The sequence below is a fragment of the Mesorhizobium sp. CA8 genome, from assembly GCF_020164955.1.
Classification (GTDB): domain Bacteria; phylum Pseudomonadota; class Alphaproteobacteria; order Rhizobiales; family Rhizobiaceae; genus Mesorhizobium.
The window spans coordinates 80,613-102,294 of the sequence record NZ_JAIUHG010000019.1 but is presented as its reverse complement, the minus strand read 5'-3'; the positions used below and the strand labels follow the sequence as shown (position 1 = coordinate 102,294).

Sequence of the window (21,682 nt, the reverse complement as noted above, 5' to 3'; positions counted from 1 at the left end):
CGCACGCTGGCTGAGCTCGAACGGCCATTGCTGCCCGGAAGGCACGCACAGGCTGAATTGTCCTGGACACAGCATTGTCTGCCTCGAATGCAGCGGTCGTCAGGGCTAGTGAGATCCTGGAGTGCCGGTCGACCGCCAAATTGCGGAAACTTTCATTAAATTCTGACGTAGCCAGACTGGCGATACCCTGAGATCCGCTCGCGCGGTGGGGTGTCAGATCCGACCGAGCAGCACCAGGATGATCACGATAACCAGGACAAGCCCGAGGCCGCCGCCACCGTAATAACCGGTTCCGTAGAAAGGTCCGCCGCCAAGGCCGCTGAAGCCGCCAAGCAAGGCGAGAATGAGAATGATGATGAGAATCGTGCCGAGGCCCATGATCTCTTCCTCTTTCTGACTGTGCGGTCCCCGCGCTTCGTTATTGAGGAAGTGAACTCGCGAACCGCGCGCATGTTCCGCCCGGCGCTGCAACCGCCCGCTGCTTGCGGCCGACGCGTCCGGCGGGCCTAAGCCGCGTGGAACGATTTCGCAGCTTGCAACGTTGGGGCCTGCCCATCCGGGCATATGGGAAGGAAGCAGGCATATGGGCGCATCCGTTCTTATCGGCATATTGATCACCTTCCTGGTGGTGATCCTGGTGCTCTATCTCGTGCAACGCCTGCCACGCCCGCGCGCGCCAGATCGCGCAAATCATCGTCATCATCATCGGCATCATTTCGCTGCTCAAATATCTTGCGGTGTTCTAGCCGCGATCCATATTCGACACCCGGAACTTCAAAAGCCGGTGTCCCATGAGAACCCCGTCAATCGCATCTACCGCAGCTAAAATCTTGTGGGCCGGCGCAACGTTGTGCAACGTGGGCGCCGCCTATGCCCGGCCAGACACGCGCGCGATGACTTGCGCGCAGACGCAGGCGCTGATCAAAAGCGATCATGCCGCGGTCTTGACCACGGGTCCGAACACCTATGACCGGTTCGTTCGGCAGTTCGGCAACGAGTGCGACTGGCCGGAAGTGCCAGTCTCGACGACGGTTCCGACCAAGGACGGCGAGTGCCGCGCCTATCGGTGCGAGGAGCCGATCAACGTTCCCGACTGACCCTTGCTCCTTGCTCCGGCGCGGAACCATTACAAGCTCTTGCGGGTTTTAGCAGCCGGCAGCGGGCCCGGGCGCGAGAGAAACTTGGCTCTGCGCATAACCGCAGGAGGAACGGCAATGCCCGAAATCGCGCGCAGCGGCAGTTGCCTGTGTGGCGGCGTGAAGTTCCGCGTCACTGGCGAGCCGCTCCGGGTCGGCCTCTGTCACTGCAAGGACTGCCGCAAGACAAGCGGATCGGCCTTTCATGCCTACGCCGTATGGCCGCTACGAGCGTTCGAAACGACCGGCATCACCAGCAGCTATGGCACTCGAAGCTTTTGCCCCACCTGCGGAAGCCGCGTTCCGTTCGTCAGCGATGACGAGGCCGAGGTCACGATCGGCAGTCTGGACATTGCGCCAACCGAAGGGTTGGTGCCCAGCTACGAACTTTGGATCGGACGCCGCGAGCCCTGGTTGCAACCCCTGCCTGCGGCGCGTCAGTTCGAGCATGACCGGGTCGCCGATGATTCGGCTGCAAGTGATGAACCCGGCGTGGATCCACAGCAAAGGTCAGCCTAGGTTAGGCTCTTGGCGGACTTTGGTCGGAACGACAACGACTTCGGTCTAGCGGCCGCCACCAGGCAATCCGGAAAAGCGCTCGGCTGTGGATTGATATGCTCGGACTTTCCTCGAAGCTTTGCTTTTTCAACCAGCGGTCGGTTTGACGGCCAATCAGCTGCCGCCAGCGTTCGCAGTGCGGCAGAACATTAGGCCATGGGCTGGATGGGTCCAGGCACTCCACGCAAAAAGTTTCATTCGTTTTACAAAATAGAAGAAATTTTCAACCATCCTTCTTGCGGCAATACAACTTCTGGGCTTTTTTCGCCAGCCCGGCCGTCGCGTTTATCACGTGAGTACCAAGCAGCGGTTGCAATACCAAGTGAAAATTCTTTCGGCTCAAGAAATTCCCTTCTCGCTCTCTTTTTTTCTGGCCCTATCAAATAGGACATCCTGAATTTTCACCCGCAGCAAGCCTTATGACTTCCCACCTTGTACAAAAGGCCATCTTTGTTTCTTCCCTTTTTTGCTACATAATACTGGCGAATCTTGAAACCGGACGGGGCGGTTTTCGTGAAGTCGGCGCCTGAACACGGCCGCAGCATGCATATGCGGTATTCATCGATCGGGTTCTGGACCTGGGACATCAGACGTGGCCGTGTCTATGGCGACGCCAATCTTTCAGACTATTCCGGTTTTACGCTCGACGAATTCTCGCACGGCGCGCCGCTGGAGCGATGCATGCAAAGCATCGGCAGGTCATGGACATAGCGCGATCGATCGGACACGACCTGGTGTCCTATCTTCTGGATAATATCGAGGAAGAGGTCGAGCAACGGCTTGGCCCAAGGCTGGGGAGGCAAAGATGGTCCTGAAGCCACTTTCGCCGATTGTTTCAAGGCTAGCTTCGCTTGACGCGCCTGCCGACTTCAGCCGTGACCATGCGCGCGAAATGCGACTGGGGCGATCGGCGTTCGATGAGCTTAGCCCGCTCCAGGGCCGCATCGCCGTAAAATTCGATCAGCACGCCGGCGGCCTTGGCGGCATCGGCCCTCAACCGACCAAAATCGGGCTGCCCGCTCTCGGTCGAGGGCCCGCTCCTGGCAATCACGTCAGGCATGACTTGCAACTTTCAGGAGTGCTGCCCTCGTCTTCGTGCATGGTCGCTATCCGATTGGGCGCGTAAAATATCGACATTTCCGCCCAATGTCCAACAGGTCCGTTGATCGGGCATCGGTGCAACCGCGTACAGCTTCGCCGCGAGCGGGGCCACAATCTTCATACAAGCATAATGAGCCAAACTTACCGCGCATGCATTTGGGGGGCACCCATGGACCAGCCGAGCAAAATGGAAAACCTGCAGTTTGCGCAGGGGATTTTGCGAGAACTTCGCCAGAAGGCTGAGGCTGATGGCGAAAAACTTCTGACCTACCTGATCGACATGGCTTACCTCGAAGCCAGCGACCGCATCCGCGCCCACTGGATCGGCAGCCACGAACAGGAAGGCCGCCGCGCCAAGGGCTGAGCCTGCCCGTTGCGGGCGGCAGGCCGGAACGCAAAAAGCCCGCCATGCCTTGCGGCACGGCGGGGTGATCAAAGCGCGTACGGGCTATAGCAAACAGCCCTGATTATGACGCGACCGCCTGTTGGCGGACCGGAAGCTTCCAGCCCGGCCGCGCGAAATGACAGGTGTAGCCGTTGGAATAGCGCTCGAGATAGTCCTGATGCTCGGGCTCCGCTTCCCAGAAGGGCCCGACCGGGGCGAGCTCGGTGACGACCTTGCCTGGCCACAGGCCGGACGCGTCGACGTCGGCTATCGTGTCCTCGGCGATCCGCTTCTGTTCATCGCTGGTGTAGAAAATGGCCGAGCGATAGCTCGCGCCGATATCGTTGCCCTGGCGGTTCTTCGTCGTCGGATCGTGGATCTGGAAAAAGAATTCGAGAAGCGTGCGGAAATTGGTCCTCGCCGGGTCGAAGATGATCTCGATCGCCTCGGCGTGGGTGCCGTGGTTGCGGTAGGTGGCGTTGGGGACATCGCCGCCGCTGTAGCCCACTCGCGTCGAGATCACGCCGGGCAAGCGTCGAATCAGATCCTGCATGCCCCAGAAGCAGCCGCCGGCAAGGACCGCGCGCTCGGTGGAAGAAGCCATGTCATACCTCCTTTGGATTGCTCCATAGATAGGCGCTGCGCCTGGATTCTTCCAGCGGCTCGAACGGGCGAACGCCGACACCGGGATCGAAGTGTTGTCGTATCCGGCGTCGACGATCTGCCGGTCAACGCCTGCGCGGCTTCGCCTCCGCCGCGCTTAGGCTAGGAATCCGGTGCTTGTTTGAATCTTCGCACCACCACCTCGAAAACGATGTCCGATAACTGCTCGAGACTGGTTTTATTATCGGCATCGATACGTTGCGAAAAATCCTTGGGCAGCAGCGTCAGCACGACCTTCAGATACTGGTCGGGCTTTTCCGCCCTGACCGCGGCGATGACACTGGCGCCATGGGCGCGGAAGTCGGCGCGAAGGGCGGTCGCGAAGTCGTCGACGAGCGTCTTTCGCGAGCGCTTCGGGCGGCTGGGCAAAGTGGCATCGACGCGGGGAGCCTGGGGCTTTCGCCCTGCCCGCTTCGCGCCAGCGGGCTTGCGCCGCACGGCCTTGTTTTCATCAGCCATGGGCTACCGCGCCGGATGGCGCGACCTTTGCCGCCTTCGCCTTGCGGACCTTGCGCGCAGGTTTCCTGCGCGGCTTGGCACGTGTCAGCTTGGCGGGCTCGCCGTCGGCCGCCGGCGCGCCCATAGCCTTCAATGTCGCGATGGCGGCGCGGGCTGCCGAGGGGCCAAGGCCCTGGGGCGGAAAGCCGAAACCGGCGACGGCATCGACCGTGCCGCCACGCACCATGCCGATGCGCACGCCGGGCGCGACCTGCTCGATACGGCCTGAGCCGTAAGGCAGGCTTGCGCTCTCGAATTCGCCGATTGCGCTGACAATCTCGGCGCCGTCATCGGCGATAATCATGATGGCATAGCGTGGCATGGAGGGCCTCAAGGTGAAACCACCCCGGCTGTCGGAAGCACCGCGTTGCTTTCGCGCGCGCTCCACTTTCCTGCCAGAGTTTCGAAAGGCTAGAAAACGAAAACCCGCCGGGCCGGCGGGTCGTCGGCGCAAATCAGCACCATGGACAAAATAGTAGCATAGCTGCCCTCACCGGGCAATAGCTAATAGGCAAATTTTCCTATCATTTGAAAACACCTCCCTCAAGACGCGCCCTCCTCCCACCAACGACGGCGCCGCGTCCCACGGCCCTAGATTGAGCCGCCAGCCGAAAGCGTGGCGAAATTTCGTCGGAACCAACCTTGGTCCGATGGGTTCCACCCTTGGTCGCAACGCGACAGACGAACCGTCTCGCACAGAGGAGAAGATCATGCTTACGAAGATCCTTGCAGCTTCGGCCCTGACGATCGGTCTCGCCACCGCGGCGATGGCCCAGACCGCCGGCACTACCAGCGGCAATGACAGCACGGGCGGCAGCGGCCAGACCATCACCGTCGACCCGAAGACGCCGGCCACGCCGTCGCCTGACCAGATGGCGCCGCCGGATACGGGCACGACCGGCAGCATCAGCGGCGGCGACAAGAACTGTCCGAACAGTCCGCAGGGCTCGATGGGCGACGCCAGCAGCTCCACCGCGGGCACGATGCAGCCGAACGTGAACGACAAGACCTGCGGCAAGTAGGACTCTCGACAACTACGTTCCGTTGCTCCAGTGGCCGTGGAAGCAAGCTCCACGGCCATTGCCTCGTGAACGGCTCCTTCGCTTGAGGCGTGGGAATCCCGGCGGGGAACCATGCAGCTTCCCGACCGTTGCAAAGGCACAAAGGAGAAACCCATGGCAGACAACGAAAGCACCAGCGGCGGCGCGGCAAACGGCACCGGCACCCCGAGCACCAGCCCGGCCAGCGCGGCCCGTCCCCGTAACGCCGCATCGCGCAGCAGCGGTGCCTCACGCAGCGGCGCGTCGCGCAGCGGGGGCGGATCGCGCAGCAGCGCGGCTTCCTCCAGGGCGTCCGAAGGCACGATGAAGCGGCAAATCGCCGAATTGAAGCGGGAGGTCAGCCGATTGAACCGCGCGCTGGCCGACAAAGCCGAGGAGCAAGCGGAGGCCGCGAATGGCTGGTATGAGAGCGCGGCCGAACGCGCGTCAAATGTCTATAGCGGCGCCTCCAACCGCGCCTCCAACCTTTACAGCGGCGCATCGGATCGCGCCTCCCGCGCGGCTCGGCAATTGCGCAGCCAGGCGCAGAGCATTTCGGAAACAGTGCAGCAGAACCCCGGCACCTTCTCGACGGCGATGCTGATCGGCGGCCTGGTCGGACTGCTGGCCGGCATGGCGATCAGCCGAACCGACGACCCCGAGCCGTACTGGCTGCGCCGCTGGCACGGGTAGACATTTCCGGTCCGGCTGCAGTGGCCGAACCGATCAACGGTGCTAACGCAGGCTGAGTTGCGGAGGCCGCGCGGAAGGAAAGGCCAGGCATCGCGCCCGGCCTTCTTTTTTTCGTGGCAGGCCTTTCCACTTCAAAGTTGTGCTGTTCCATGCCTCCGGCTGTGGCCGGTTGTCCCGGGCTGGTCATTAGCCGGAGCTTATGGGATCATTCCTAAGGGAATCGCGGAGAGCAGCATGGACAAACCTGCCATGGCATCCGTCTTTCGGATGCGGCATGTGCCTGCAAGCATTTCGGGCGTTCGCAGCCTGGGCCGGGGCCAGGCCGATCCGATCTTCCATTCGAGACCACTCGGCGAAGCAATCCGTTTCATCGCCCAGGCCGAGGGCCAGTACGATCACAGCGCCGTCGCCGTTTTCTATGGCGACCGCCAGACGCCGCCGCTCGGCAATCGCGAGATCAGGCAGCTCTGGAAGGAGTATGGCCAGCGGTGGATGGAGGTTTAGCCGGCGCCGGCGTCCCCGCTCGGATCGGAAACGCCGCTCATGCGTTCTTGAGGCGAGGTCAATGGGAGAACGCCATGAACGTCGCCAATCTCCAACTCGAGGGCCTGCTGATGGCCGTCGCCGCGGTCAACCATGTGCTCGTCAAGAAAGGCGTGCTCACGGTCGAGGAAATCGACATCGCGCTGCGCAAGGCCGAAGCAGGCGAGACCGGCGAGGAGCGTTCGGAGGCGATCTCGGCTTCGAACCGCGACGCCATCAATTTCCCGATCCGGCTGCTTGAGCTCGCCAACCAGTGCCAGCCGGAAGCGGACATGCCGTCCTTCTCCAAGCTGGCGCGCATGGTCGGGCAGATGAAGGAGCCGTATAACGATCAGATGTGAGGCGGGCGCGTCGAGATGTCGGCGCCGCCCCTCATCCGACCTTGGGGCACCTCCTCCCCGTGAATGGGGAGAAGGAAGGTTCAGGCCCGGTCCGGCCAGCCCTGGCGCAGCGCGAGCACGTTGCCCGGGCCGTGGACGGCGGCGTAGAGCAGGCCGGCGGCGAACGGGAAATGCGACATGAAGGCGCCGAACTCGGCCTGGTTTCCGGCCCAATGCGAGGGACCGTGGAAGGCAAAGCCCAGGAAGGTGACGTAGACGGCGCCGATCAGCGCCAACGGCATCAGATAAGCGCCGGTGAGGAAGGATATCACCAGCAGCGTCTCGAGGATCGCCGCGCACCAGGCCAGAAACAGCGGGAATGGAAAGCCCGCGGCGGCGATGTAGCCGGCGGTAGCGCCCATGTCCATGAGCTTGAAGGCGAGGCCCATGGCAAACATGGCGGCGAAGATCAGGCGGGCGATAAGAATGGCGACGGTCTGCCAGGTCGATTGAGTATTTTCCACGGGTGTCCCTCCGGATGGTTGAAGTGGTCGATGCCCCAAGGACGGGCGTAGGGAGAAGATTCCGACAGGGGTGGGAAAATTATGCGGGGCACCCTTTCCTCGCCCCGCAACTCGAGGCGAGGAAGAAAGCTCAGCCAACCTTCGCCTGCGGCGGATGGCTGATCGACTCCCGCACGGTGCCGTATTCGGCGCCCCAGCGGTCGGTCATGTCGCTGCGGATATCCCAGAGCTCGGGGAAGAAGCGATGGCGGGCGCCGCCTTCGAGGATTTCCACCGGCCGTCCCTTCAGCGACTTGGCGCTCAGCCCGATCGAGCGGTGGATGAGATAGAGGTGATTGGCGCGGAATTTCTGGAACAGCTCGTCGAATTCAATCAGCGCCTCGGCCACGACATAGGAATCACCGTGGTCGTAGTGCTCGTCATAGATATCCTCCACGGTCAGCCCGCGGCCGTCGAGATAGGCGTGCTTGAAGGCCCGCCAAAGATCCGGTGGCAGGCGCAGCAAGAGCTTGAAGCTCGGCGATTCCTGGCCGCTGCCATTGCCGAGCTGCAGGCGGATCTGCTGGTACTCTTTGGGCGACATCGTCTCCAGGAGGTCGAGCTGCGCCGTCATCATGCGCATCAGCCGGTGCACGCGGCCCATCAGCGTGATGATGCGGTGGGTGTCCTGCCTCTCCAGATGGTCGAGCACATCGACCAGCGTATAGGCGATGAGCTTCATCCAAAGTTCCTCGACCTGGTGCACGATCTGGAACTGCAATTCGTCGGCATTGACCATCTCGGCGAGCGGCTTCTGACAGTCGAGCAACTGGTCGCATTTCAAATAGACGCCGTAGTCGCGCATCTCGGGCGCCTCTATGCGGGCGTGATAGTCCGTCTTGTCCATGTCTTATCCTCCTCGCGGCAGGTTTTCGACCTGGCGACAAGGATAGCGCTTTCGGCTTGAACATTGTTCCTTTCTGTTATTCAAATGACGTGAAACGAAGGACGATCGCCGACATCTTCTGTCATATTGGAGAACGAATGGCGCTGGACGGTGTTGACCGCAGAATAGTCGCCGCGCTTGAGCGTGACGCACGCATCTCCTTCGGAGAACTCGCCGAGGAGGTCGGCTTGAGCAAGACGCCTTGCTGGAAACGGGTGAAGGCTTTGGAAGAGGCCGGCGTTATCCGCGGATATTCGACCCGCATCGACCCGGCCAGGATCGGCTTCGGCATCGAGGCCTTCATTCAGGTGTCGATCGATTTCGAAGTGTCGGACGCCTTCGAAGCGGCGGTGAAGAAGCACCCGCTGATCCGCCGCTGCTACGCCACCACGGGCGAAGCCGACTATCTGCTCCAGATCGTCACCATCGACATGATGGCGCTCGACCGGATGCTGCGCGAGGAACTCAGCCGCCTGCCCGGCGTGCGCCGCACGGTGACTTCGATGGCGATGCGCGAGATCAAGGGCGATATCTCGTTCGCCGAGGCGGCGGCACGTGCGCTGAAGGGATAAGGCGAGCGCCAAATTGAGACGTCGGCTCGACGGTACCCTGTCTGCGATCGAGCCGTCGATGCCGGTCGCGCAGGCCCGCGCCGCATCGTTTCTTAATGGCGACGAGGCGATCTACTGGTTGGAGGACGCGGGACGAGAATATGGGAACCTGACCACGGCCGGCTCAGGCTCCCGCTCCACCTTTTCCTTCTCGGCGTCGGCCTTGCGTTTCGGGCACTCCTCGAAATCATGATCGCGGCCGCCGCAATAGGAGCAGCATTTGGCGGGGGTGTCGGGGTGGAGCATCGAGGCCATTCCCAAGAATGCACGAAAAAGTTTCCGGTTGCAGCAATTGCGTGAAGCCGCCGGAACAGCCGCCTTGCCCCATGCCCAAGAGATCAAAATCCAAGGAGCCGCCGCTCGCGCGGCGGCTCCCGTTCAGTCACCGCTCACGCATGCGCGTGGGGATGACGGAAGTCCCAGACGGCCCAGGCCGATGCCGCGACCACGAGCACGCCGAGGACGACATGCGTGGCCATGACATGCGTGTCAGCCGCGAAGCGCAGCAACCAAGGTGACACGATCAGCCAGAGCCCGAGGATCGCACTTAGCCATTCTTCCCACTCGGCGAACACCGAAAGCGTCGCCAGCGCCAGCGCGCCGAGGAGAACGCCGACAATCCAGGCGTTCCACGCGGGCACCACCGCCGCGGTGAATCCGATGACCCAGGGTGAGATGAACAGGCAGATCGCGAGGACCAGAGTGATCCAGTCCAGGGTCTTTCTTGCTTCCATCATTGCCATGACAACCTCCATGGATGAAGCTTGACCAAAGCAACTGTATCCGCGTGGACATTGCACGCTCTGTTACATAATGTAATGCATCTTTACAGACCTGCAAGGGAGGGCCGGCCGGCCGGCGCCTCAGCCCTTGAAATCGCTTTCGTCTTCGACGCCGAGCTGCGGCACTACGATTGCCTCGAGCGGTGCGTCAAGCGTCCATTTAAGGCCGTCGGGCGAGCGCTCCAGGCTGGAGGAACCGCTCAGCGACTGTGGCGCCACCCGCTGCAGCACCACGGTACCGAACCCCTTGCGCTCGCCTAAGCCCTTGCGCTCTGGCGCCTTGCGCGCGGTTGCGCCCGTGCCGGATGTCTCATGCCAGACAAGATGAAAGCGGCGCTGCGCCTCCGGGCCGGTCTCGACCTTCCAGGTGATTTCGATACGACCGCCCCCCGAGGCCAAAGCGCCATATTTGGACGAGTTGGTGCCGAGCTCGTGGAAGGCCATGCCGAGATTCTGAACGGCATTCGACTGCAGCGTCAGAAGCGGCCCGGAAAGCGAGATGCGGTCTTCATGGCCGAAGGGCTTTAAATGCTCCTGGACAAGGTCGAACAGGCTGGCGCCGGCCCATTCCGTGGTGACCAGAAGGTCATGCGAGCGCGACAGCGCCATGATGCGGGCGCGGATCAATTCCTCGAACTCGCCTGGATCGGTCGAGCGCTTGCTGGTTTCCCTGACCATCGACAGGATCACCGCGAACTGGTTCTTCACGCGGTGATTGACCTCGCGCATCAAAAGCCGGATACGGCGCTCGCTTTCCTTGGCGGGCGTGATGTCGCGGGCGATCTGCGAGGCGCCGATGATCTCGCCCGCGCTGTTCCTGATCGGCGACACGGTGATCGACACGGCGATCAGTGAGCCATCCTTGCGCTTGCGTGTCGTCTCATGGCTCCCCACGCCCTCGCCCCGGCGGATGCGGCCGATGATCTCGGCCTCCTCATTGTGCATATGCTCGGGGAGCAGCATCAGGATAGACTGGCCCACGGCTTCCTCGGCGGTATAGCCGAACATGCGCTCGGCCGCCTGGTTCCAGTCGGTGATGATGCTGTTTAGGTTCTTGCCGATAATGGCGTCATAGGACGAATCGACGATCGCCGCGAGGCGCGCGTCGGCATTGGCGTTGTGTCGGAATATCCCCCCATAGCTTGTCATGTTCATTAATTAGGGCCGACGGAGAGGCACGGCAACGCGTCGGGGGATCGCATCTGCTTACCGGTTGGAGTCGCTGGGGCCATTACCCGCCCTCTCTGTTGATATCACGCCAAAATCCTGCGACTTCGCGCCTGCGTCGGCGGTCAGAAACCCATCCGACGAAAGCCCACGGCGCAACAGTTCGCGCACCGCGGCCGATCGGCTCGGCATGCGCTTTTCGAAACGCCAGTTCTCCAGCGCCGCCAGTTCCTCGTCGGTCAGCATGATCTGCAACCGTTGCGGCCGTTCGAGATCAGCCATGCCTGCCTCCTTCACAGACAAAATGCTACGAATGAGTAAGTGCCTCATTGTAAGTAGAAGTAGGATTCGCCCCATAGGGCGTCAAGGACGCTTGCGCTGTAAAAGGCGGGACAGACTAACGAAACCAATGATGCACCGAAACCACATTTGTTGGTCTATGCTAACCAATTGATTTGTCTATTGTTTAGCTTTTTTGCTTGCCATCCGGGATGGTCCGGCGCATGATGGCGATTGAGGGATAACCTCCAGGGAAAGGAGGCATTCCATGTTCCACCGATTTTCCATCCGGTTGCGCGACGACGCTCACCACAGGGTCCAGTGGGCCTTGCGGATCAAGGGTATCGTCAACATCATTCGGCTTTCGGAAGAGATCAGGCTGAGCAATCTGACCGAGAACATCGCCCGTGAAGACATCGAAGATCTGGTGATGCAGGTCGCCCAGCTCTACGGTGCGCCGATCGAGTTCGACGACGATGCCCGGACGGCGATTGATCTGCCCAGCGACTTCGGCCAAGACAACCGCAACGATCTCGAGAAGATGTTGGATGGCCGCACGTGCGGCGGCGATATCACCAGCGATCTGCTGCAGTTGAGGCGGGATTAGCGCTGAACCGTCCAGGCAGGCGCCGGACTCGTGCTCACGCCTTCTTGTTACGCTTCGAAACGGATTTCTTCGGCGGGGGCGCGGGAGCGTCCGCTTCCTGTGCCAGCCTGGCGGCGCGCAATCGCTTCGTCTTGGCCTCCCTGGCAGTTGCTTCCAGATCCACGATCTGCCGCGCGACACGAGACGTCGTGTCGGTTTTGGCTTCCGTTCGAGACGGAACCGGCTTGAACAGACTGGTATCCGATAGGGACTTCATTTCTTCTCCTTAATCAAAAAAGGCCGGGCAAAGCCCGACCTTCTCCAACGCACCTCCGAGGCCGATGCCAGTACATCCGTGGTCATGGACCCGGAGGCGCTGTGATCAGGCGGCTTGCAGGTTTTCGGCAGAACTTTTGCCGTTGCGGGCATCCTTCACGATGTCGAAGCTGACCTTCTGGCCTTCGACCAGCGAGCGCAGTCCGGCGCGCTCAACGGCCGAGATATGAACGAACACATCCGGCTGGCCATTGCCGACTTCGATAAAGCCGAAGCCTTTGGTGGAATTGAAAAACTTTACGGTTCCAGAGCTCATTGCGATTTCCTTTCAAATCGACGTAAATTATCGCCGCTTGGTCACCTGACCAAACGCCGGGTTCTTCGAAATTGAGAGGGAATATCGTTGGGCGCTGAAGCGCGAAAACAACGTTCGTTCAACAAGATCGATTGGCGGTATGTAGCGCTTAATTCTCACTTTTGCAAGAGAGGCCGAAATAATAGTCGGGCCATGTCCGGACCGGATGGAAGGCGGATTCGGCCTCTCGCCAGCGCGCCTAAGCGCTGGCGTTCAATCCGTGGAGCACCACAAGGCCGGTTTCATATCTGGCTGGAGAAAGCCCTGCCTGATGTGCCTGCCACAGATTATCTTTCAGATCAGCTTCCTTGACCGACCTGGCGAGCGCGTTCGAGGCGGCGCGGCAGATGAACCCCTGCTCGCTTTCATCCATCCGTTTCGTCAGCGCATCGACGGCCGCGACAACGGATGAACTGAAGCCAGCCTGCTCAAGCCGCTCAAGGGTCCAGCCCTCGCCTTTCTCTACGACGTCATGCAAATAGGCGACGGTCTTTTCATCCAGCGTCTCGACCGCATCTGCGACGCGCCTCAGATGTTCGATATAGGGTCGTCCGGTTTTGTCTTTCTGGCCACCATGGGCCTGCTCGGCGATCTTGGCTGCCCGGTGAAGCATGGTCCTTCCAATCATCAAAAATGAAGCCCGCCCCGGCGAGGGACGGCCGAAGCGGGCTGCTCGGGTCTGAACCCGGTCGGTGGCGCGCCTTTCGCGGGGGGGAGCGGGGCTGCGCGCCGCCTGCATTCAAGAACATCGACGCCGGGCGAATGTTCCCGCCGCATCCTGCGAATTTTGAGATGGGACGTTTGGCGCGTTTCCCTATGACGCGGACGCCCTCAAGCCGAATGGCGGATACCAGAAAGCCTTGCGACAGGAACCTCGCGACCGCGCCGCCGTTAGCCTGCGTGTGCAACAGGAGGTCCCGGCAATGGATTGGAACCGCGTCGAAGGCAATTGGAAGCAGGTGAAGGGCAAGGTCAAGGAGCAGTGGGGCAAGCTCACCGACGATGACCTCGACCGCATCGCGGGAAAACGCGACCAGCTCGAAGGCAAGATCCAGGAACGCTACGGCCTTGAGAAGGATCGCGTGCGCCGCGACGTCGATGAATGGTACAGCCGCCAAGGCTGGTAGCAGCCGATTGCCTAGCCAGGAAGGGCGCTGTCTCGCGACAACGCCCTTTTCGTATGGCAGGTCAAGGCTGCGGAGGGCACACGCCGATTTCCATCTCGATCGCCCGGTCGAGCGGCACGGGCGGCTCGGTCGGCCCGGCATGGCCGAGTTCCCCAAGAGCGGCGGCATCGCGGCGGAATTTTGCGAACGACACCGTGCGGCCTTGCTCCAGCCAACCGGAGGCGTGGAGGATGAAACTCGCTCCGGAGGCCACCGCGGCCGAGAGCACCCTGCCCCTTCGGCACCGGCGAACCACACGGTGACGATGCTCCACTGGCAGAAGCTGCAGCAGATCGCCGAACTCGACCCCACCTATCTCTCAATGACGTGCGAGCCACGTTAGCGTCAGCCGCTGGCGAGACGCCGTCAAAGGTTAATTGCCGGGATGTATGAAACAAGCAGCCGCCTCGACAGTTCGTATCGAGGAGGTGGCATATGGCTGGCCAAAACGACGGCAAAGAAGCCCAAACCGGAGACGGCAAAGCGGCGCGGGACGATATTGAATTGCTTGCTCGTCGCCTAGCCAAGGATACGGACATCTCGGAGAACGAAGCTCGCGAACTGATCAGGCTCATCGGCACCGATTGGACTTCATTGGTACGCGAGGCCAGATTCCTTAAGGGCCGGCACTGATCAAGGCTCTTCTGTTTTTCTCCTGCCCTTGCAGCTGCTGATCAGGCGTTGTTGTCTGCCATGCCGGTCTCTTCCGGCTAAAGAAAATTCTGCCCCCATAGAGAAGCCCGTCCGGAGGGGGAGCGGACGGGCTTCTATCGGGAGTGAGGGACCCCGATGGCGACAGGGATGCCGCCACGCACCGAACCCGCCGCCGGTGCTTATGTTCCGTTGCGGGAGCGAAACTGCCGAATTTCCGGCGGGGCTGGGACACCCGCGCGACAGCCAATTCGAAGAGCGAACGCATCGCCAGATGGCGAGACCGCCCTTGCAGCCATGCTGTAGAGGCGATGGCGTCCGACGCAGGATCTTCGCCGGGAGATAGAGCAGTTCTTCCTTTCGTCGGCGTTGGGCACCGGCAAGAAGATCAAGCTTAAGGGCTGGCAGAATGCCGCCGAGGCCAGGGCCTCGCTGGCGGACGGGATAAAATCCTTCAAACGAAAATTCTCGCATTGAGCGGACTGTGGATGTCTGCCCCGCGCGGTTTTCGCACCGTCGGCTGGAAGACGGCCGCTAATGGATGTGGATGAGAACCTCGGCCCGCCGTGTGAGGTGACGCTCACTGGAACCGATCGTCCATCCGCCGGTTACTCTATGCCTTCGTTGGCTGGTGCTTATGCAATGCGGAACAGCCGTCCCAAATCCATGGCGCACGTCGCACTGACCGCCGACCCCGCGCCGGTGGCCTTCCCATGACCGAAATCGGTTCCCAAATCGACACAGAACAAAGCAGCACGTTGGCGAGGGGTCCTTTCCAGCGGTTTCTCCGCACGATCGGGCCAGGCTTCATCACCGGCGCCTCCGACGACGATCCCTCCGGCATTGGGACCTATAGCCAGGCTGGCGCCCAGCTTGGGTTCAACATCGGCTGGGTGATGCTGTTCACCTTCCCCTTGATGGCGGCGATCCAGGAGATCGCCGCCCGCATCGGGCGCACCACGGGCAAGGGAATTTCAGGCAACCTCAGCCGGTACTATCCGGCTTCGCTGCTATATGTCGTGGTGGGGCTGCTTTTTGCCGCCAACGTCATCAACATCGGCGCCGATCTCAGCGCCATGGCGGATGCATTGAAACTGCTGGTGGGCGGGCCCAGCCCGCTCTACGTGGTCGCTTTCGCAATCGTTTGTGTCTGGGCAATCGTCTTCCTCGATTACACACGCTACGTGAAGGTCCTCAAATGGACGACACTGAGCTTGTTCGCCTATGTCGTCGCGATGTTCGCGGCCAATGTCAGCTGGATCGATGCTGCCAGGGGCCTGTTCATCCCGCACATCGAATGGAGCGGCACCTTCTTCACCACTCTGCTCGCCATACTCGGCACAACGATCTCGCCCTACCTGTTTTTCTGGCAAGCGTCGCAGGAGGTCGAAGAGGAGGAACTCAAGCCGACAGCCAAACCCCTGCGGCGGGCGCCGTGGCAGGCATCCAGGGCGTTCGGTCGGATACGCGCCGACACACTGGTCGGAATGGCCTTTTCGAACCTCATCGGCGCTGCGATCATCTTCACCACGGCCGCCACGCTCCACAAGGCAGGGGTGACGGATATTGCTTCCTCCACCGATGCGGCAAAGGCGCTGGAGCCGGCGGCCGGAAAATTCGCCTTCATCATCTTCTCGGCGGGCATCATAGGCACGGGCCTTCTGGCGGTGCCGGTGCTGGCAGGTTCAGCGGCCTTCGCCGTTGGCGAAGCGCTGCGCTGGCCGGTCGGCCTTCAGCGCAAGCCGAAGGCAGCAGTGGCCTTCTACGCTACGCTCGCCGCGGCGACCGCTCTTGGCACCGGGATCATGTTTACCCCAATCGACCCGATCAAGGCGCTTTACTGGAGCGCCGTGATAAACGGCATGTGCGCCGTGCCGGTCATGGTCGTGATGATGCTGATGGCTGCTCGTACGGACATCATGGGAGAATTCCCGGTCCAAGGCTGGCTGCGCGCGCTGGGCTGGCTATCGACATTGGCAATGGGCATGTCGTCGGTCGGCCTGATCGCTCAATGGTTCTTATGAGTGCCGCGACGAAGGACGCCTGAGCCGCAGCCCACCAGTCCCCTGGAGGGGGCACTGCGCGAACGGAACCTCGGCCAGAATTGAATGTCGATCTTGAAGGGCGGACCATGACCAAATCGTCGCTTCACCTGCTCAAGGGTACAGGCTATCTGATCTCCGCCGTGAGCGTGATCCTGCTGGGGATCGTCAGTTGGGACAGCGCATTGAAAAGTCCTTTGCTGACGGCCTGTCTGCTCGGGGGGGCCGCCACCTCGATCATCGGCATGTTCTGCCGCTGGCTTTCCTACGAAATCGAGAAACGGCAGGAAGAGCGGCGGGAGCGCCATAAGGCTCGGTGAGGCCGTCGCAGCGGCGTTTGTCGAAGGCAGCGGGCGTACGCCGGTCGACGTATTCGTCAACAATAAACGCCCGCCGGCGAAGCCAGCGGGCGCAATTGACGATGGATGCCGAAGGCAGCCCGGGCGGTGTCAGCCGCGAACGAAAAGCGCTTCGTCTTCGTCGCGCTGCCTGCCGCCGAGCGCGCCGGCAACGCTGGCAATGAAAGCCCCAACGATCATCGACAAGGCGCCGACGAGCGCGAAGGTAGCACTTGCCTTTCTGGCCGTGTCGGCGGCCGCCTTCGCCTTGTTCTTGGCGTCTTCGATGCCGGCAAGCACGGTGTCGACGCGCTTGGCGGCATCGGCCTGCGAAAGCCCGGTGCGGGAGGCTACCAGCTTCGCAAGATAGGTTTTGTCGTCGGCCGACACCTCGCCCTTGGCGGCGCTCGCCACCAGGATGCGTGTTGCCTGCGCCGTCGTGCCGGCGTCATTCTGGCCACCCGGGGCCACGGTGCCGGTGTCGGCCGGGCGGAACAGTTGATCGACGAAATAGCCCACGGTGTTGTTGTCGGTTGAGCCGGCGCTATTCGCGGCCGCCGACGACGCGCCCGCGGCCGCGCCCGCCGCGACGTTGGACGCAGCCTGCACCCCCGCGCCGATGGTTGCGGACAAGGCGGAGCCGAACACGCCGGCAACCAGCAGCGTCGCCAGCGCCCAGGCCAGGAAGCCGTGCGCCGTATCGCGGAAGTAGACCTCGTTGTCGTGAATGCCGACCCACTTCGTCCGTAGCCGGCCGGTCAAGTAACCGCCGAGCCCGGCCGAAAGCCATTGTACGACGATCAGCCAGACGGCGGCCGAGACTGCAAAGGTGGTGATCGAGGTGCTGGCGCCGGTCCATGGCGAAACCATGGTCAGCCCCAGCCCCGAGCCGATGAGCATCAGAACCACTGTCAGCGTCGCCGCGGCGAAGGCTCCGGCGATGATAGGGCCCCAACTCACGGCGGTCGATGAAGATTCGGCAGCGCCGGAAAGCTCAACGTCAGATAGGGCGGAATTCATCACACATCTCCTACCGCGCAAACAGCATAAGCAGGATGATGATCGGGATTGGGACACCCAGCAGCCACAGCAATATACCTCGTCCCATAGTAACCTCCTGTTGCTCTTGAGACGAAATACCAATTCGCAGCACTGGCTTTCGTTCCAAAGGTTAGTGACGGGACCGACGGGCCTCTGTCGACTTTGGAGCCTGCTGATTTTCTTGCGGGAATTGACCTCGATGGATGCTTCAGCCTCTTGGGCGCAAGATCCAGGTGACGAGCAGCGTGATCAGGCTACTGATGACAATCCACATGCCGATCCCGTCGCCGAACGCCCTTGCTCGAGGCGTCGCGGTGCCAATCCGGCCGGCATTGGCCCGCGTCGTTTCCAGCGGTTTGGCTGCTTGCCTGGTTTGACCCGAGCCAGCCCGCTCTTTTGCATCCGCGATGACCGGCGCGAGGTCGCGCCGGCTGCCGCGCCGCACCGAGTAGGCGCGGGTTATCTCGGCGCCGAACAGGAAAATTTGCGCCGAGTAGTAGACCCAGACCAGCACCACCATCAGCGCGCCCGCCGCTCCGTAGGACGTCGCTATGGCGCTGGTGCCGATGTACCAGCCGATCAGCGATTTGCCGATGGTGAAGAGCAGCGCCGTGACCAGCGCGCCGACGCCGACGTCGCGCCATTTGAGCTCCCGGTCCGGCAGGACCTTGTAGATGGCGGCGAAGAGCAGCGCGATCAATGCGAAGGAGACGACCGTGTTGATGCCGCTGACGATCAGCGTTCCAAACGGCAGGCTGCGGTTGATGACTTCGCCAAGCGCGGCGATTGCCGTGCTGGCTGCAAGCGACACCAGCAGCAGGAAGCCGAGCGCCCCCACTAGGCCGAGGCTCACCGCCCTCGCCCGCACCAGGCGCGAAAATGACACGCTGGTGGGCTTGACCTTCCAGATCTCGTTCAACGACTGCTGCATCTCGCCGAAAACGCCGGAGGCGGTGATCAAAAGCGTGACCAGCCCGATCAAGGTGGCCAAAGTGCCCGACCCGCGCTGCGAGGCGGTCTCGACCGTTGCCTTGAGAAGGTCAGCGCTCTGCGGTCCCATGACGCCCGATATCTGTGCCGAGAGCGCCAGTTGCGCAGCATCGTTGCCGATGACGAACCCGGCGATCGCGACCACGATCAGCAGGATCGGCGCCAGCGAGGTGGTGGCGTAGAAGGCCATCGCCGCGCCGTGGCTCAGCGCATTGTCGGCAATATAGCCGGAGACGCTTTCCTTCAGCAGTATCCAACCTTCATCTATCCAGCGCGGCATCGTCGCCTTCCCATCTTCGGGCGCCACATGCACGGTGGTTTCGGTGGATTTAGTCTGCTCTGCCATGTGCTGCCCACGCTCGGGTACGGAGCGGGCCGGGTGGGACAAGAGCTCGACTGCCTTTTCGTTGGCCAGGGCGGGAAGCCGGAGAAACCAGCCCTGTTCTCTCTGCCACCAGGTCCGGCTGACGCGGCCCGCAAGTCACAATTCTGTGCCAGTGCAATGGTTCCCCCAATGGCGCAGGCCAGCCCAGCGGGATCGCCAAAAGCAGCGGCGAATTTGCAATGAGGAACAACGAGCGTATAATTAGCTGACTAAGTGATTCATGGCACGGCAAACCAATGGCCAAGAAGAAAGACAGACGGTCCTCTTCCGGCGGTGCGGCAGCCTCTCGGGCCGAAATCCATGAGGCCGCTTATTACGCCCGCAGATGCGGTCTCACCCGCGACGAGGCATTGCGCATGATGCGCGAGGCGAGCGCCTCGCCGGCCTTGAAGACCGCCGATGCCGAAAAGCGCAAACGCTGACTTTCCATCGTTGAAGATTACGGCCGGTCTGCGTCATTGGCCGGTCTGCGGCTGAACCTGACCCGGCTTGATCACGGGCATATCGCTGCCGGTGGGCGGCGGAGTCTTGGCATTCTGGTCGCCGGTCGGCGGCGGCTTCAGCACGCCGCCGCAATTGCCGAGCTGTTTCGACAGCTCGTCCGTATCGGCCTCTTGCTTCTGCTTTTGCTGCTGGTCGTTTGCGTCGGGCTTGGCCTGGCAGTTCTGCGTCGGCTGATCCTTCGATTGCGCGGCAGTCTGCGCCGTCGCCGGCAACGCCGGAATCAGAGCGAAGGCCGCGATGAGAAGCGCTTTGTTCATGGGATCTTTCATGGGATCCTCCTCATGTCAGTGCTCGGGGGTCAGTAACCCCCGATGATCGGCAGGATCTCGCCGGTGATGTAGCTCGAGCATTGCGGCGAGGCCAGGAACACATAGGCCGGCGCGATCTCCTCCGGCTGGGCCGGCCGCTTCATCGGCGTCTTGGCACCGAACTGCGAGACGTCTTCCGCTTCCTTCTCCGATGGGTTGAGCGGCGTCCAGACCGGACCGGGTGCCACCGCGTTGACACGGATGCCCTTCGCGATGAGGTTGCCGGAAAGCGCGCGGGTGAAGGCGTGAATGCCGCCCTTGGTCATCGAGTAGTCGACCAGTTCCTTCGAACCCTCGATGCCGGTGACCGAACCGGTGTTGATGATCGCCGAGCCCGGCTTCATGTGGGGCACGGCCTCCTGCGCCATGTGGAAATAGCCGTATAGATTGGTCTTCAGTGTGGTGTCGAAATGCTCCTCCGTCAGATCGGCGAAATCGGCGGAGTGGATCTGGAAGGCGGCGTTGTTGACCAGCACGTCGAGTCTGCCGAAGGCCTTGACCGTCTCAGCCACTGCCTTGCGGCAGAAGGCGCGTTTAGCCACGTCGCCGCGCAAGGTGATGCAGCGCCTCCCCTCCGCCTCGACCGCCTGCTTCGTCGTCTTGGCGTCACGATCTTCGCTGAGATAGACGATCGCGATATCGGCGCCCTCGCGCGCGAACAGCACGGCGACCGCACGGCCAATGCCGGAATCGCCGCCAGTGATCAGCGCAACCTTGTCCTTGAGCTTGCCCGACCCCTGCCAGAACGGCGCGTCGTAAAGCGGCGCGGGCTCGATAGCCCATTCCTCGCCCGGTTTCGGGTGGTGCTGCTTGGGAAAAGGCGGTACCGGGTACGGGCGCGCTCCGGCCTGCATGGCGCCCGGCGATTTGGATTTCGGCTTGCTGCGGTCCGTGGCATCGACCTTGCGCTGCACGCCGCGCTGCCTGCGCGTCGTTTCGGCGGTGTCTGCCTTCTTGGTCGCCCCCGATTTCTGGGCTGCGTCGGATTTCGTTCGGCTGCTGATCGGCATGGCTGTCTCCTTCTGTTCGAAGGACAACGCATACCGACTGAAAAGGTTGGCTCGGGTCGTCGCACGTTGCCGAGACGCTCGGGCATACATCAAAGTTAAATGCACGGCACGGGCGGGAGTGCTAACCCGCTCGCCATTGGGGGACTCTTCAGGAGGAGACCCATGGACGTTCGAACTCTCATCGGCGGTCTCTCAGCCGCATTGCTGCGCCGGCGTGCCGTCGCACCACCGATCCCCGTCAGGGTGATTCGCGCCTCGCTCGCGGATGTGCCGCTCAGGCCGCGTCCCAGGCCACCGCATCGGCCGGCCCCGCCGATCCGGCCCGCGAGCAGCATGTAGCTCCGAACCGCCGGGCGAATGCAACCGACTGACCAAGTCATCGTTTACGGCCACCCCCAATCTTGTGGTGCACCATGAAATCCAGTCCGCTTTTTCTCCTCGTTGCTGCCGTGATGACCGCCGCGCCCTTCGTCGGCCTTGCCTGGCGCGCAATGGTGACGAGCCGATGAGCCGTTTCCTGCCGCTCACCATCCGCTTCGTCAGCGGCGGCACGATGGTGGTCACCACCGTCGCCGAGGCTAAGAAGGCGCTTGCTGGACATTGGAAGAACAAAGAAGCACCGGCCTACCTGGAAGCGGCCCGGCTGGTGGATGACGCGATCGCGGGCACCTGCCGGCCGGCCGTCGCCTTTGCCGCCTTTAAGAAGGTCGCTGTGCAACAGGGCCTGCTGAAGCCTGCCAAGCCAAGCGCTGCGCTGACCATGCTCGACACGCTCTGGTCGCGCTATAAGGCGCCGCCCCGCTAG

Annotated in this window: 36 protein-coding genes and 1 pseudogene; 18 read left to right on the top strand and 19 right to left on the bottom strand. The window is 62.1% G+C overall.

The genetic code is table 11. From position 1 onward, the window contains the following. Nucleotides 1-213: 213 nt before the first annotated feature. Nucleotides 214-378 carry a DUF3309 family protein gene (locus LB553_RS20515; protein ID WP_095768421.1) on the bottom strand — a complete coding sequence of 55 codons (165 nt, stop codon included), beginning with the start codon at nucleotides 376-378 and terminating at the stop codon, nucleotides 214-216. 205 nt (nucleotides 379-583) lie between these two features. Between LB553_RS20515 and LB553_RS20510 the strand changes: the two are divergent. From LB553_RS20510 to LB553_RS20500, 3 genes and pseudogenes are all read left to right on the top strand, one after another. Continuing rightward, nucleotides 584-746: pseudogene (locus tag LB553_RS20510) on the top strand (Thivi_2564 family membrane protein). Nucleotides 747-857: 111 nt separating this feature from the next. After that, nucleotides 858-1,097 (top strand): hypothetical protein, encoded by a 240-nt coding sequence (locus LB553_RS20505; RefSeq protein ID WP_318011515.1) that lies wholly within the window; start codon nucleotides 858-860, stop codon nucleotides 1,095-1,097. Between the two features lie 117 nt (nucleotides 1,098-1,214). After that, nucleotides 1,215-1,655 carry a GFA family protein gene (locus tag LB553_RS20500; protein ID WP_224516128.1) on the top strand — a complete coding sequence of 147 codons (441 nt, stop codon included), beginning with the start codon at nucleotides 1,215-1,217 and terminating at the stop codon, nucleotides 1,653-1,655. 242 nt (nucleotides 1,656-1,897) lie between these two features. Here LB553_RS20500 and LB553_RS20495 read toward each other — a convergent pair whose 3' ends face one another. Then, complete coding sequence (locus LB553_RS20495; RefSeq protein ID WP_224516127.1) at nucleotides 1,898-2,086, bottom strand: hypothetical protein; 189 nt, start codon at nucleotides 2,084-2,086, stop codon at nucleotides 1,898-1,900. Between the two features lie 157 nt (nucleotides 2,087-2,243). On the opposite strand from LB553_RS20495, the gene LB553_RS20490 reads away from it, so the two are divergent. Beyond that, complete coding sequence (locus LB553_RS20490) at nucleotides 2,244-2,405, top strand: hypothetical protein (protein WP_224516126.1); 162 nt, start codon at nucleotides 2,244-2,246, stop codon at nucleotides 2,403-2,405. A 130-nt stretch (nucleotides 2,406-2,535) separates the two neighbouring features. On the opposite strand, the gene LB553_RS20485 is transcribed toward LB553_RS20490, so the two are convergent. After that, nucleotides 2,536-2,754, bottom strand: a complete 219-nt coding sequence (locus LB553_RS20485) for a hypothetical protein (protein WP_224516125.1) — start codon at nucleotides 2,752-2,754, stop codon at nucleotides 2,536-2,538. A 210-nt stretch (nucleotides 2,755-2,964) separates the two neighbouring features. Between LB553_RS20485 and LB553_RS20480 the strand changes: the two genes are divergently transcribed. After that, nucleotides 2,965-3,159: a hypothetical protein gene (locus LB553_RS20480; RefSeq protein ID WP_224516124.1), complete on the top strand. Its 195-nt coding sequence runs from the start codon at nucleotides 2,965-2,967 to the stop codon at nucleotides 3,157-3,159. A 103-nt stretch (nucleotides 3,160-3,262) separates the two neighbouring features. Here the strand turns inward: LB553_RS20480 and msrA are convergent, their stop codons facing one another. The 3 genes from msrA to LB553_RS20465 form a co-directional block, all read right to left on the bottom strand. Further along, a complete protein-coding gene (gene msrA, locus LB553_RS20475; protein ID WP_224516123.1) occupies nucleotides 3,263-3,784 on the bottom strand; it encodes a peptide-methionine (S)-S-oxide reductase MsrA in 522 nt (173 codons plus the stop codon). 161 nt (nucleotides 3,785-3,945) lie between these two features. Next, nucleotides 3,946-4,281, bottom strand: coding sequence for a hypothetical protein (locus LB553_RS20470; protein WP_224516122.1), 336 nt, complete (start codon nucleotides 4,279-4,281; stop codon nucleotides 3,946-3,948). Nucleotides 4,282-4,294: 13 nt separating this feature from the next. Next, on the bottom strand, nucleotides 4,295-4,663 hold the full coding sequence (locus LB553_RS20465) for a hypothetical protein (RefSeq protein ID WP_224516121.1): 369 nt from the start codon (nucleotides 4,661-4,663) through the stop codon (nucleotides 4,295-4,297). 388 nt (nucleotides 4,664-5,051) lie between these two features. Here LB553_RS20465 and LB553_RS20460 point away from each other — a divergent pair, with 388 nt between their 5' ends. The 4 genes from LB553_RS20460 (at nucleotide 5,052) to LB553_RS20445 (ending at nucleotide 6,958) form a co-directional block, all read left to right on the top strand. Next, complete coding sequence (locus LB553_RS20460) at nucleotides 5,052-5,363, top strand: hypothetical protein (protein ID WP_224516120.1); 312 nt, start codon at nucleotides 5,052-5,054, stop codon at nucleotides 5,361-5,363. 153 nt (nucleotides 5,364-5,516) lie between these two features. Further along, nucleotides 5,517-6,074 carry a hypothetical protein gene (locus LB553_RS20455; RefSeq protein WP_224516119.1) on the top strand — a complete coding sequence of 186 codons (558 nt, stop codon included), beginning with the start codon at nucleotides 5,517-5,519 and terminating at the stop codon, nucleotides 6,072-6,074. A gap of 234 nt (nucleotides 6,075-6,308) precedes the next feature. Then, on the top strand, nucleotides 6,309-6,578 hold the full coding sequence (locus LB553_RS20450; protein WP_224516118.1) for a hypothetical protein: 270 nt from the start codon (nucleotides 6,309-6,311) through the stop codon (nucleotides 6,576-6,578). Between the two features lie 74 nt (nucleotides 6,579-6,652). Continuing rightward, nucleotides 6,653-6,958: a hypothetical protein gene (locus LB553_RS20445; RefSeq protein WP_224516117.1), complete on the top strand. Its 306-nt coding sequence runs from the start codon at nucleotides 6,653-6,655 to the stop codon at nucleotides 6,956-6,958. An 80-nt stretch (nucleotides 6,959-7,038) separates the two neighbouring features. Here the strand turns inward: LB553_RS20445 and LB553_RS20440 are convergent, their stop codons facing one another. Next, nucleotides 7,039-7,461 (bottom strand): DoxX family protein, encoded by a 423-nt coding sequence (locus LB553_RS20440; RefSeq protein WP_224516116.1) that lies wholly within the window; start codon nucleotides 7,459-7,461, stop codon nucleotides 7,039-7,041. Between the two features lie 130 nt (nucleotides 7,462-7,591). Beyond that, the gene (locus tag LB553_RS20435) at nucleotides 7,592-8,347 is read right to left on the bottom strand and encodes a tryptophan 2,3-dioxygenase family protein (RefSeq protein WP_224516115.1); all 756 of its coding nucleotides are present in this window, start codon (nucleotides 8,345-8,347) and stop codon (nucleotides 7,592-7,594) included. A gap of 137 nt (nucleotides 8,348-8,484) precedes the next feature. Between LB553_RS20435 and LB553_RS20430 the strand changes: the two genes are divergently transcribed. Both LB553_RS20430 and LB553_RS20425 read left to right on the top strand, forming a co-directional pair. Further along, nucleotides 8,485-8,958 carry an Lrp/AsnC family transcriptional regulator gene (locus tag LB553_RS20430; RefSeq protein ID WP_224516114.1) on the top strand — a complete coding sequence of 158 codons (474 nt, stop codon included), beginning with the start codon at nucleotides 8,485-8,487 and terminating at the stop codon, nucleotides 8,956-8,958. A 58-nt stretch (nucleotides 8,959-9,016) separates the two neighbouring features. Next, nucleotides 9,017-9,190 carry a hypothetical protein gene (locus tag LB553_RS20425; protein ID WP_224516113.1) on the top strand — a complete coding sequence of 58 codons (174 nt, stop codon included), beginning with the start codon at nucleotides 9,017-9,019 and terminating at the stop codon, nucleotides 9,188-9,190. Between the two features lie 196 nt (nucleotides 9,191-9,386). Here LB553_RS20425 and LB553_RS20420 read toward each other — a convergent pair whose 3' ends face one another. From LB553_RS20420 to LB553_RS20410, 3 genes are all read right to left on the bottom strand, one after another. After that, nucleotides 9,387-9,740, bottom strand: a complete 354-nt coding sequence (locus LB553_RS20420; protein ID WP_224516112.1) for an SPW repeat protein — start codon at nucleotides 9,738-9,740, stop codon at nucleotides 9,387-9,389. A gap of 120 nt (nucleotides 9,741-9,860) precedes the next feature. Next, nucleotides 9,861-10,934 (bottom strand): sensor histidine kinase, encoded by a 1,074-nt coding sequence (locus LB553_RS20415; protein WP_224516111.1) that lies wholly within the window; start codon nucleotides 10,932-10,934, stop codon nucleotides 9,861-9,863. A 51-nt stretch (nucleotides 10,935-10,985) separates the two neighbouring features. Next, on the bottom strand, nucleotides 10,986-11,228 hold the full coding sequence (locus LB553_RS20410; protein ID WP_224516110.1) for a hypothetical protein: 243 nt from the start codon (nucleotides 11,226-11,228) through the stop codon (nucleotides 10,986-10,988). 265 nt (nucleotides 11,229-11,493) lie between these two features. Between LB553_RS20410 and LB553_RS20405 the strand changes: the two genes are divergently transcribed. Beyond that, on the top strand, nucleotides 11,494-11,832 hold the full coding sequence (locus tag LB553_RS20405; RefSeq protein ID WP_224516109.1) for a hypothetical protein: 339 nt from the start codon (nucleotides 11,494-11,496) through the stop codon (nucleotides 11,830-11,832). A 34-nt stretch (nucleotides 11,833-11,866) separates the two neighbouring features. On the opposite strand, the gene LB553_RS20400 is transcribed toward LB553_RS20405, so the two are convergent. The 3 genes from LB553_RS20400 to LB553_RS20390 form a co-directional block, all read right to left on the bottom strand. After that, nucleotides 11,867-12,088 (bottom strand): hypothetical protein, encoded by a 222-nt coding sequence (locus tag LB553_RS20400; RefSeq protein ID WP_224516108.1) that lies wholly within the window; start codon nucleotides 12,086-12,088, stop codon nucleotides 11,867-11,869. A 105-nt stretch (nucleotides 12,089-12,193) separates the two neighbouring features. Further along, nucleotides 12,194-12,403 carry a cold-shock protein gene (locus LB553_RS20395; RefSeq protein WP_140752028.1) on the bottom strand — a complete coding sequence of 70 codons (210 nt, stop codon included), beginning with the start codon at nucleotides 12,401-12,403 and terminating at the stop codon, nucleotides 12,194-12,196. Between the two features lie 238 nt (nucleotides 12,404-12,641). After that, nucleotides 12,642-13,055: an HD domain-containing protein gene (locus tag LB553_RS20390; protein ID WP_224516107.1), complete on the bottom strand. Its 414-nt coding sequence runs from the start codon at nucleotides 13,053-13,055 to the stop codon at nucleotides 12,642-12,644. 310 nt (nucleotides 13,056-13,365) lie between these two features. Between LB553_RS20390 and LB553_RS20385 the strand changes: the two genes are divergently transcribed. Then, nucleotides 13,366-13,569: a CsbD family protein gene (locus tag LB553_RS20385; protein ID WP_224516106.1), complete on the top strand. Its 204-nt coding sequence runs from the start codon at nucleotides 13,366-13,368 to the stop codon at nucleotides 13,567-13,569. Between the two features lie 61 nt (nucleotides 13,570-13,630). Here the strand turns inward: LB553_RS20385 and LB553_RS20380 are convergent, their stop codons facing one another. Further along, entirely contained in the window at nucleotides 13,631-13,837 is a 207-nt protein-coding gene (locus tag LB553_RS20380; protein ID WP_224516105.1) for a trimethylamine methyltransferase family protein, read from the bottom strand. Nucleotides 13,838-14,043: 206 nt separating this feature from the next. On the opposite strand from LB553_RS20380, the gene LB553_RS20375 reads away from it, so the two are divergent. The 3 genes from LB553_RS20375 (at nucleotide 14,044) to LB553_RS20365 (ending at nucleotide 16,621) form a co-directional block, all read left to right on the top strand. After that, complete coding sequence (locus LB553_RS20375) at nucleotides 14,044-14,241, top strand: hypothetical protein (protein ID WP_224516104.1); 198 nt, start codon at nucleotides 14,044-14,046, stop codon at nucleotides 14,239-14,241. 731 nt (nucleotides 14,242-14,972) lie between these two features. After that, nucleotides 14,973-16,283: an NRAMP family divalent metal transporter gene (locus LB553_RS20370; protein ID WP_224516103.1), complete on the top strand. Its 1,311-nt coding sequence runs from the start codon at nucleotides 14,973-14,975 to the stop codon at nucleotides 16,281-16,283. Nucleotides 16,284-16,390: 107 nt separating this feature from the next. Beyond that, nucleotides 16,391-16,621, top strand: a complete 231-nt coding sequence (locus tag LB553_RS20365) for a hypothetical protein (protein ID WP_224516102.1) — start codon at nucleotides 16,391-16,393, stop codon at nucleotides 16,619-16,621. Nucleotides 16,622-16,750: 129 nt separating this feature from the next. Here LB553_RS20365 and LB553_RS20360 read toward each other — a convergent pair whose 3' ends face one another. Together LB553_RS20360 and LB553_RS20355 are read right to left on the bottom strand one after the other, a co-directional pair. After that, a complete protein-coding gene (locus LB553_RS20360; protein ID WP_224516101.1) occupies nucleotides 16,751-17,659 on the bottom strand; it encodes a hypothetical protein in 909 nt (302 codons plus the stop codon). A gap of 229 nt (nucleotides 17,660-17,888) precedes the next feature. After that, nucleotides 17,889-19,016, bottom strand: coding sequence for a YihY/virulence factor BrkB family protein (locus tag LB553_RS20355; protein ID WP_411962113.1), 1,128 nt, complete (start codon nucleotides 19,014-19,016; stop codon nucleotides 17,889-17,891). Nucleotides 19,017-19,291: 275 nt separating this feature from the next. Here LB553_RS20355 and LB553_RS20350 point away from each other — a divergent pair, with 275 nt between their 5' ends. Then, complete coding sequence (locus LB553_RS20350) at nucleotides 19,292-19,477, top strand: hypothetical protein (RefSeq protein ID WP_224516100.1); 186 nt, start codon at nucleotides 19,292-19,294, stop codon at nucleotides 19,475-19,477. A 33-nt stretch (nucleotides 19,478-19,510) separates the two neighbouring features. Here LB553_RS20350 and LB553_RS20345 read toward each other — a convergent pair whose 3' ends face one another. Continuing rightward, entirely contained in the window at nucleotides 19,511-19,816 is a 306-nt protein-coding gene (locus LB553_RS20345) for a hypothetical protein (RefSeq protein ID WP_224516099.1), read from the bottom strand. Nucleotides 19,817-19,857: 41 nt separating this feature from the next. Next, nucleotides 19,858-20,877: an SDR family oxidoreductase gene (locus tag LB553_RS20340; RefSeq protein ID WP_224516098.1), complete on the bottom strand. Its 1,020-nt coding sequence runs from the start codon at nucleotides 20,875-20,877 to the stop codon at nucleotides 19,858-19,860. Between the two features lie 505 nt (nucleotides 20,878-21,382). Between LB553_RS20340 and LB553_RS20335 the strand changes: the two genes are divergently transcribed. Continuing rightward, a complete protein-coding gene (locus tag LB553_RS20335; RefSeq protein ID WP_224516097.1) occupies nucleotides 21,383-21,682 on the top strand; it encodes a DUF982 domain-containing protein in 300 nt (99 codons plus the stop codon).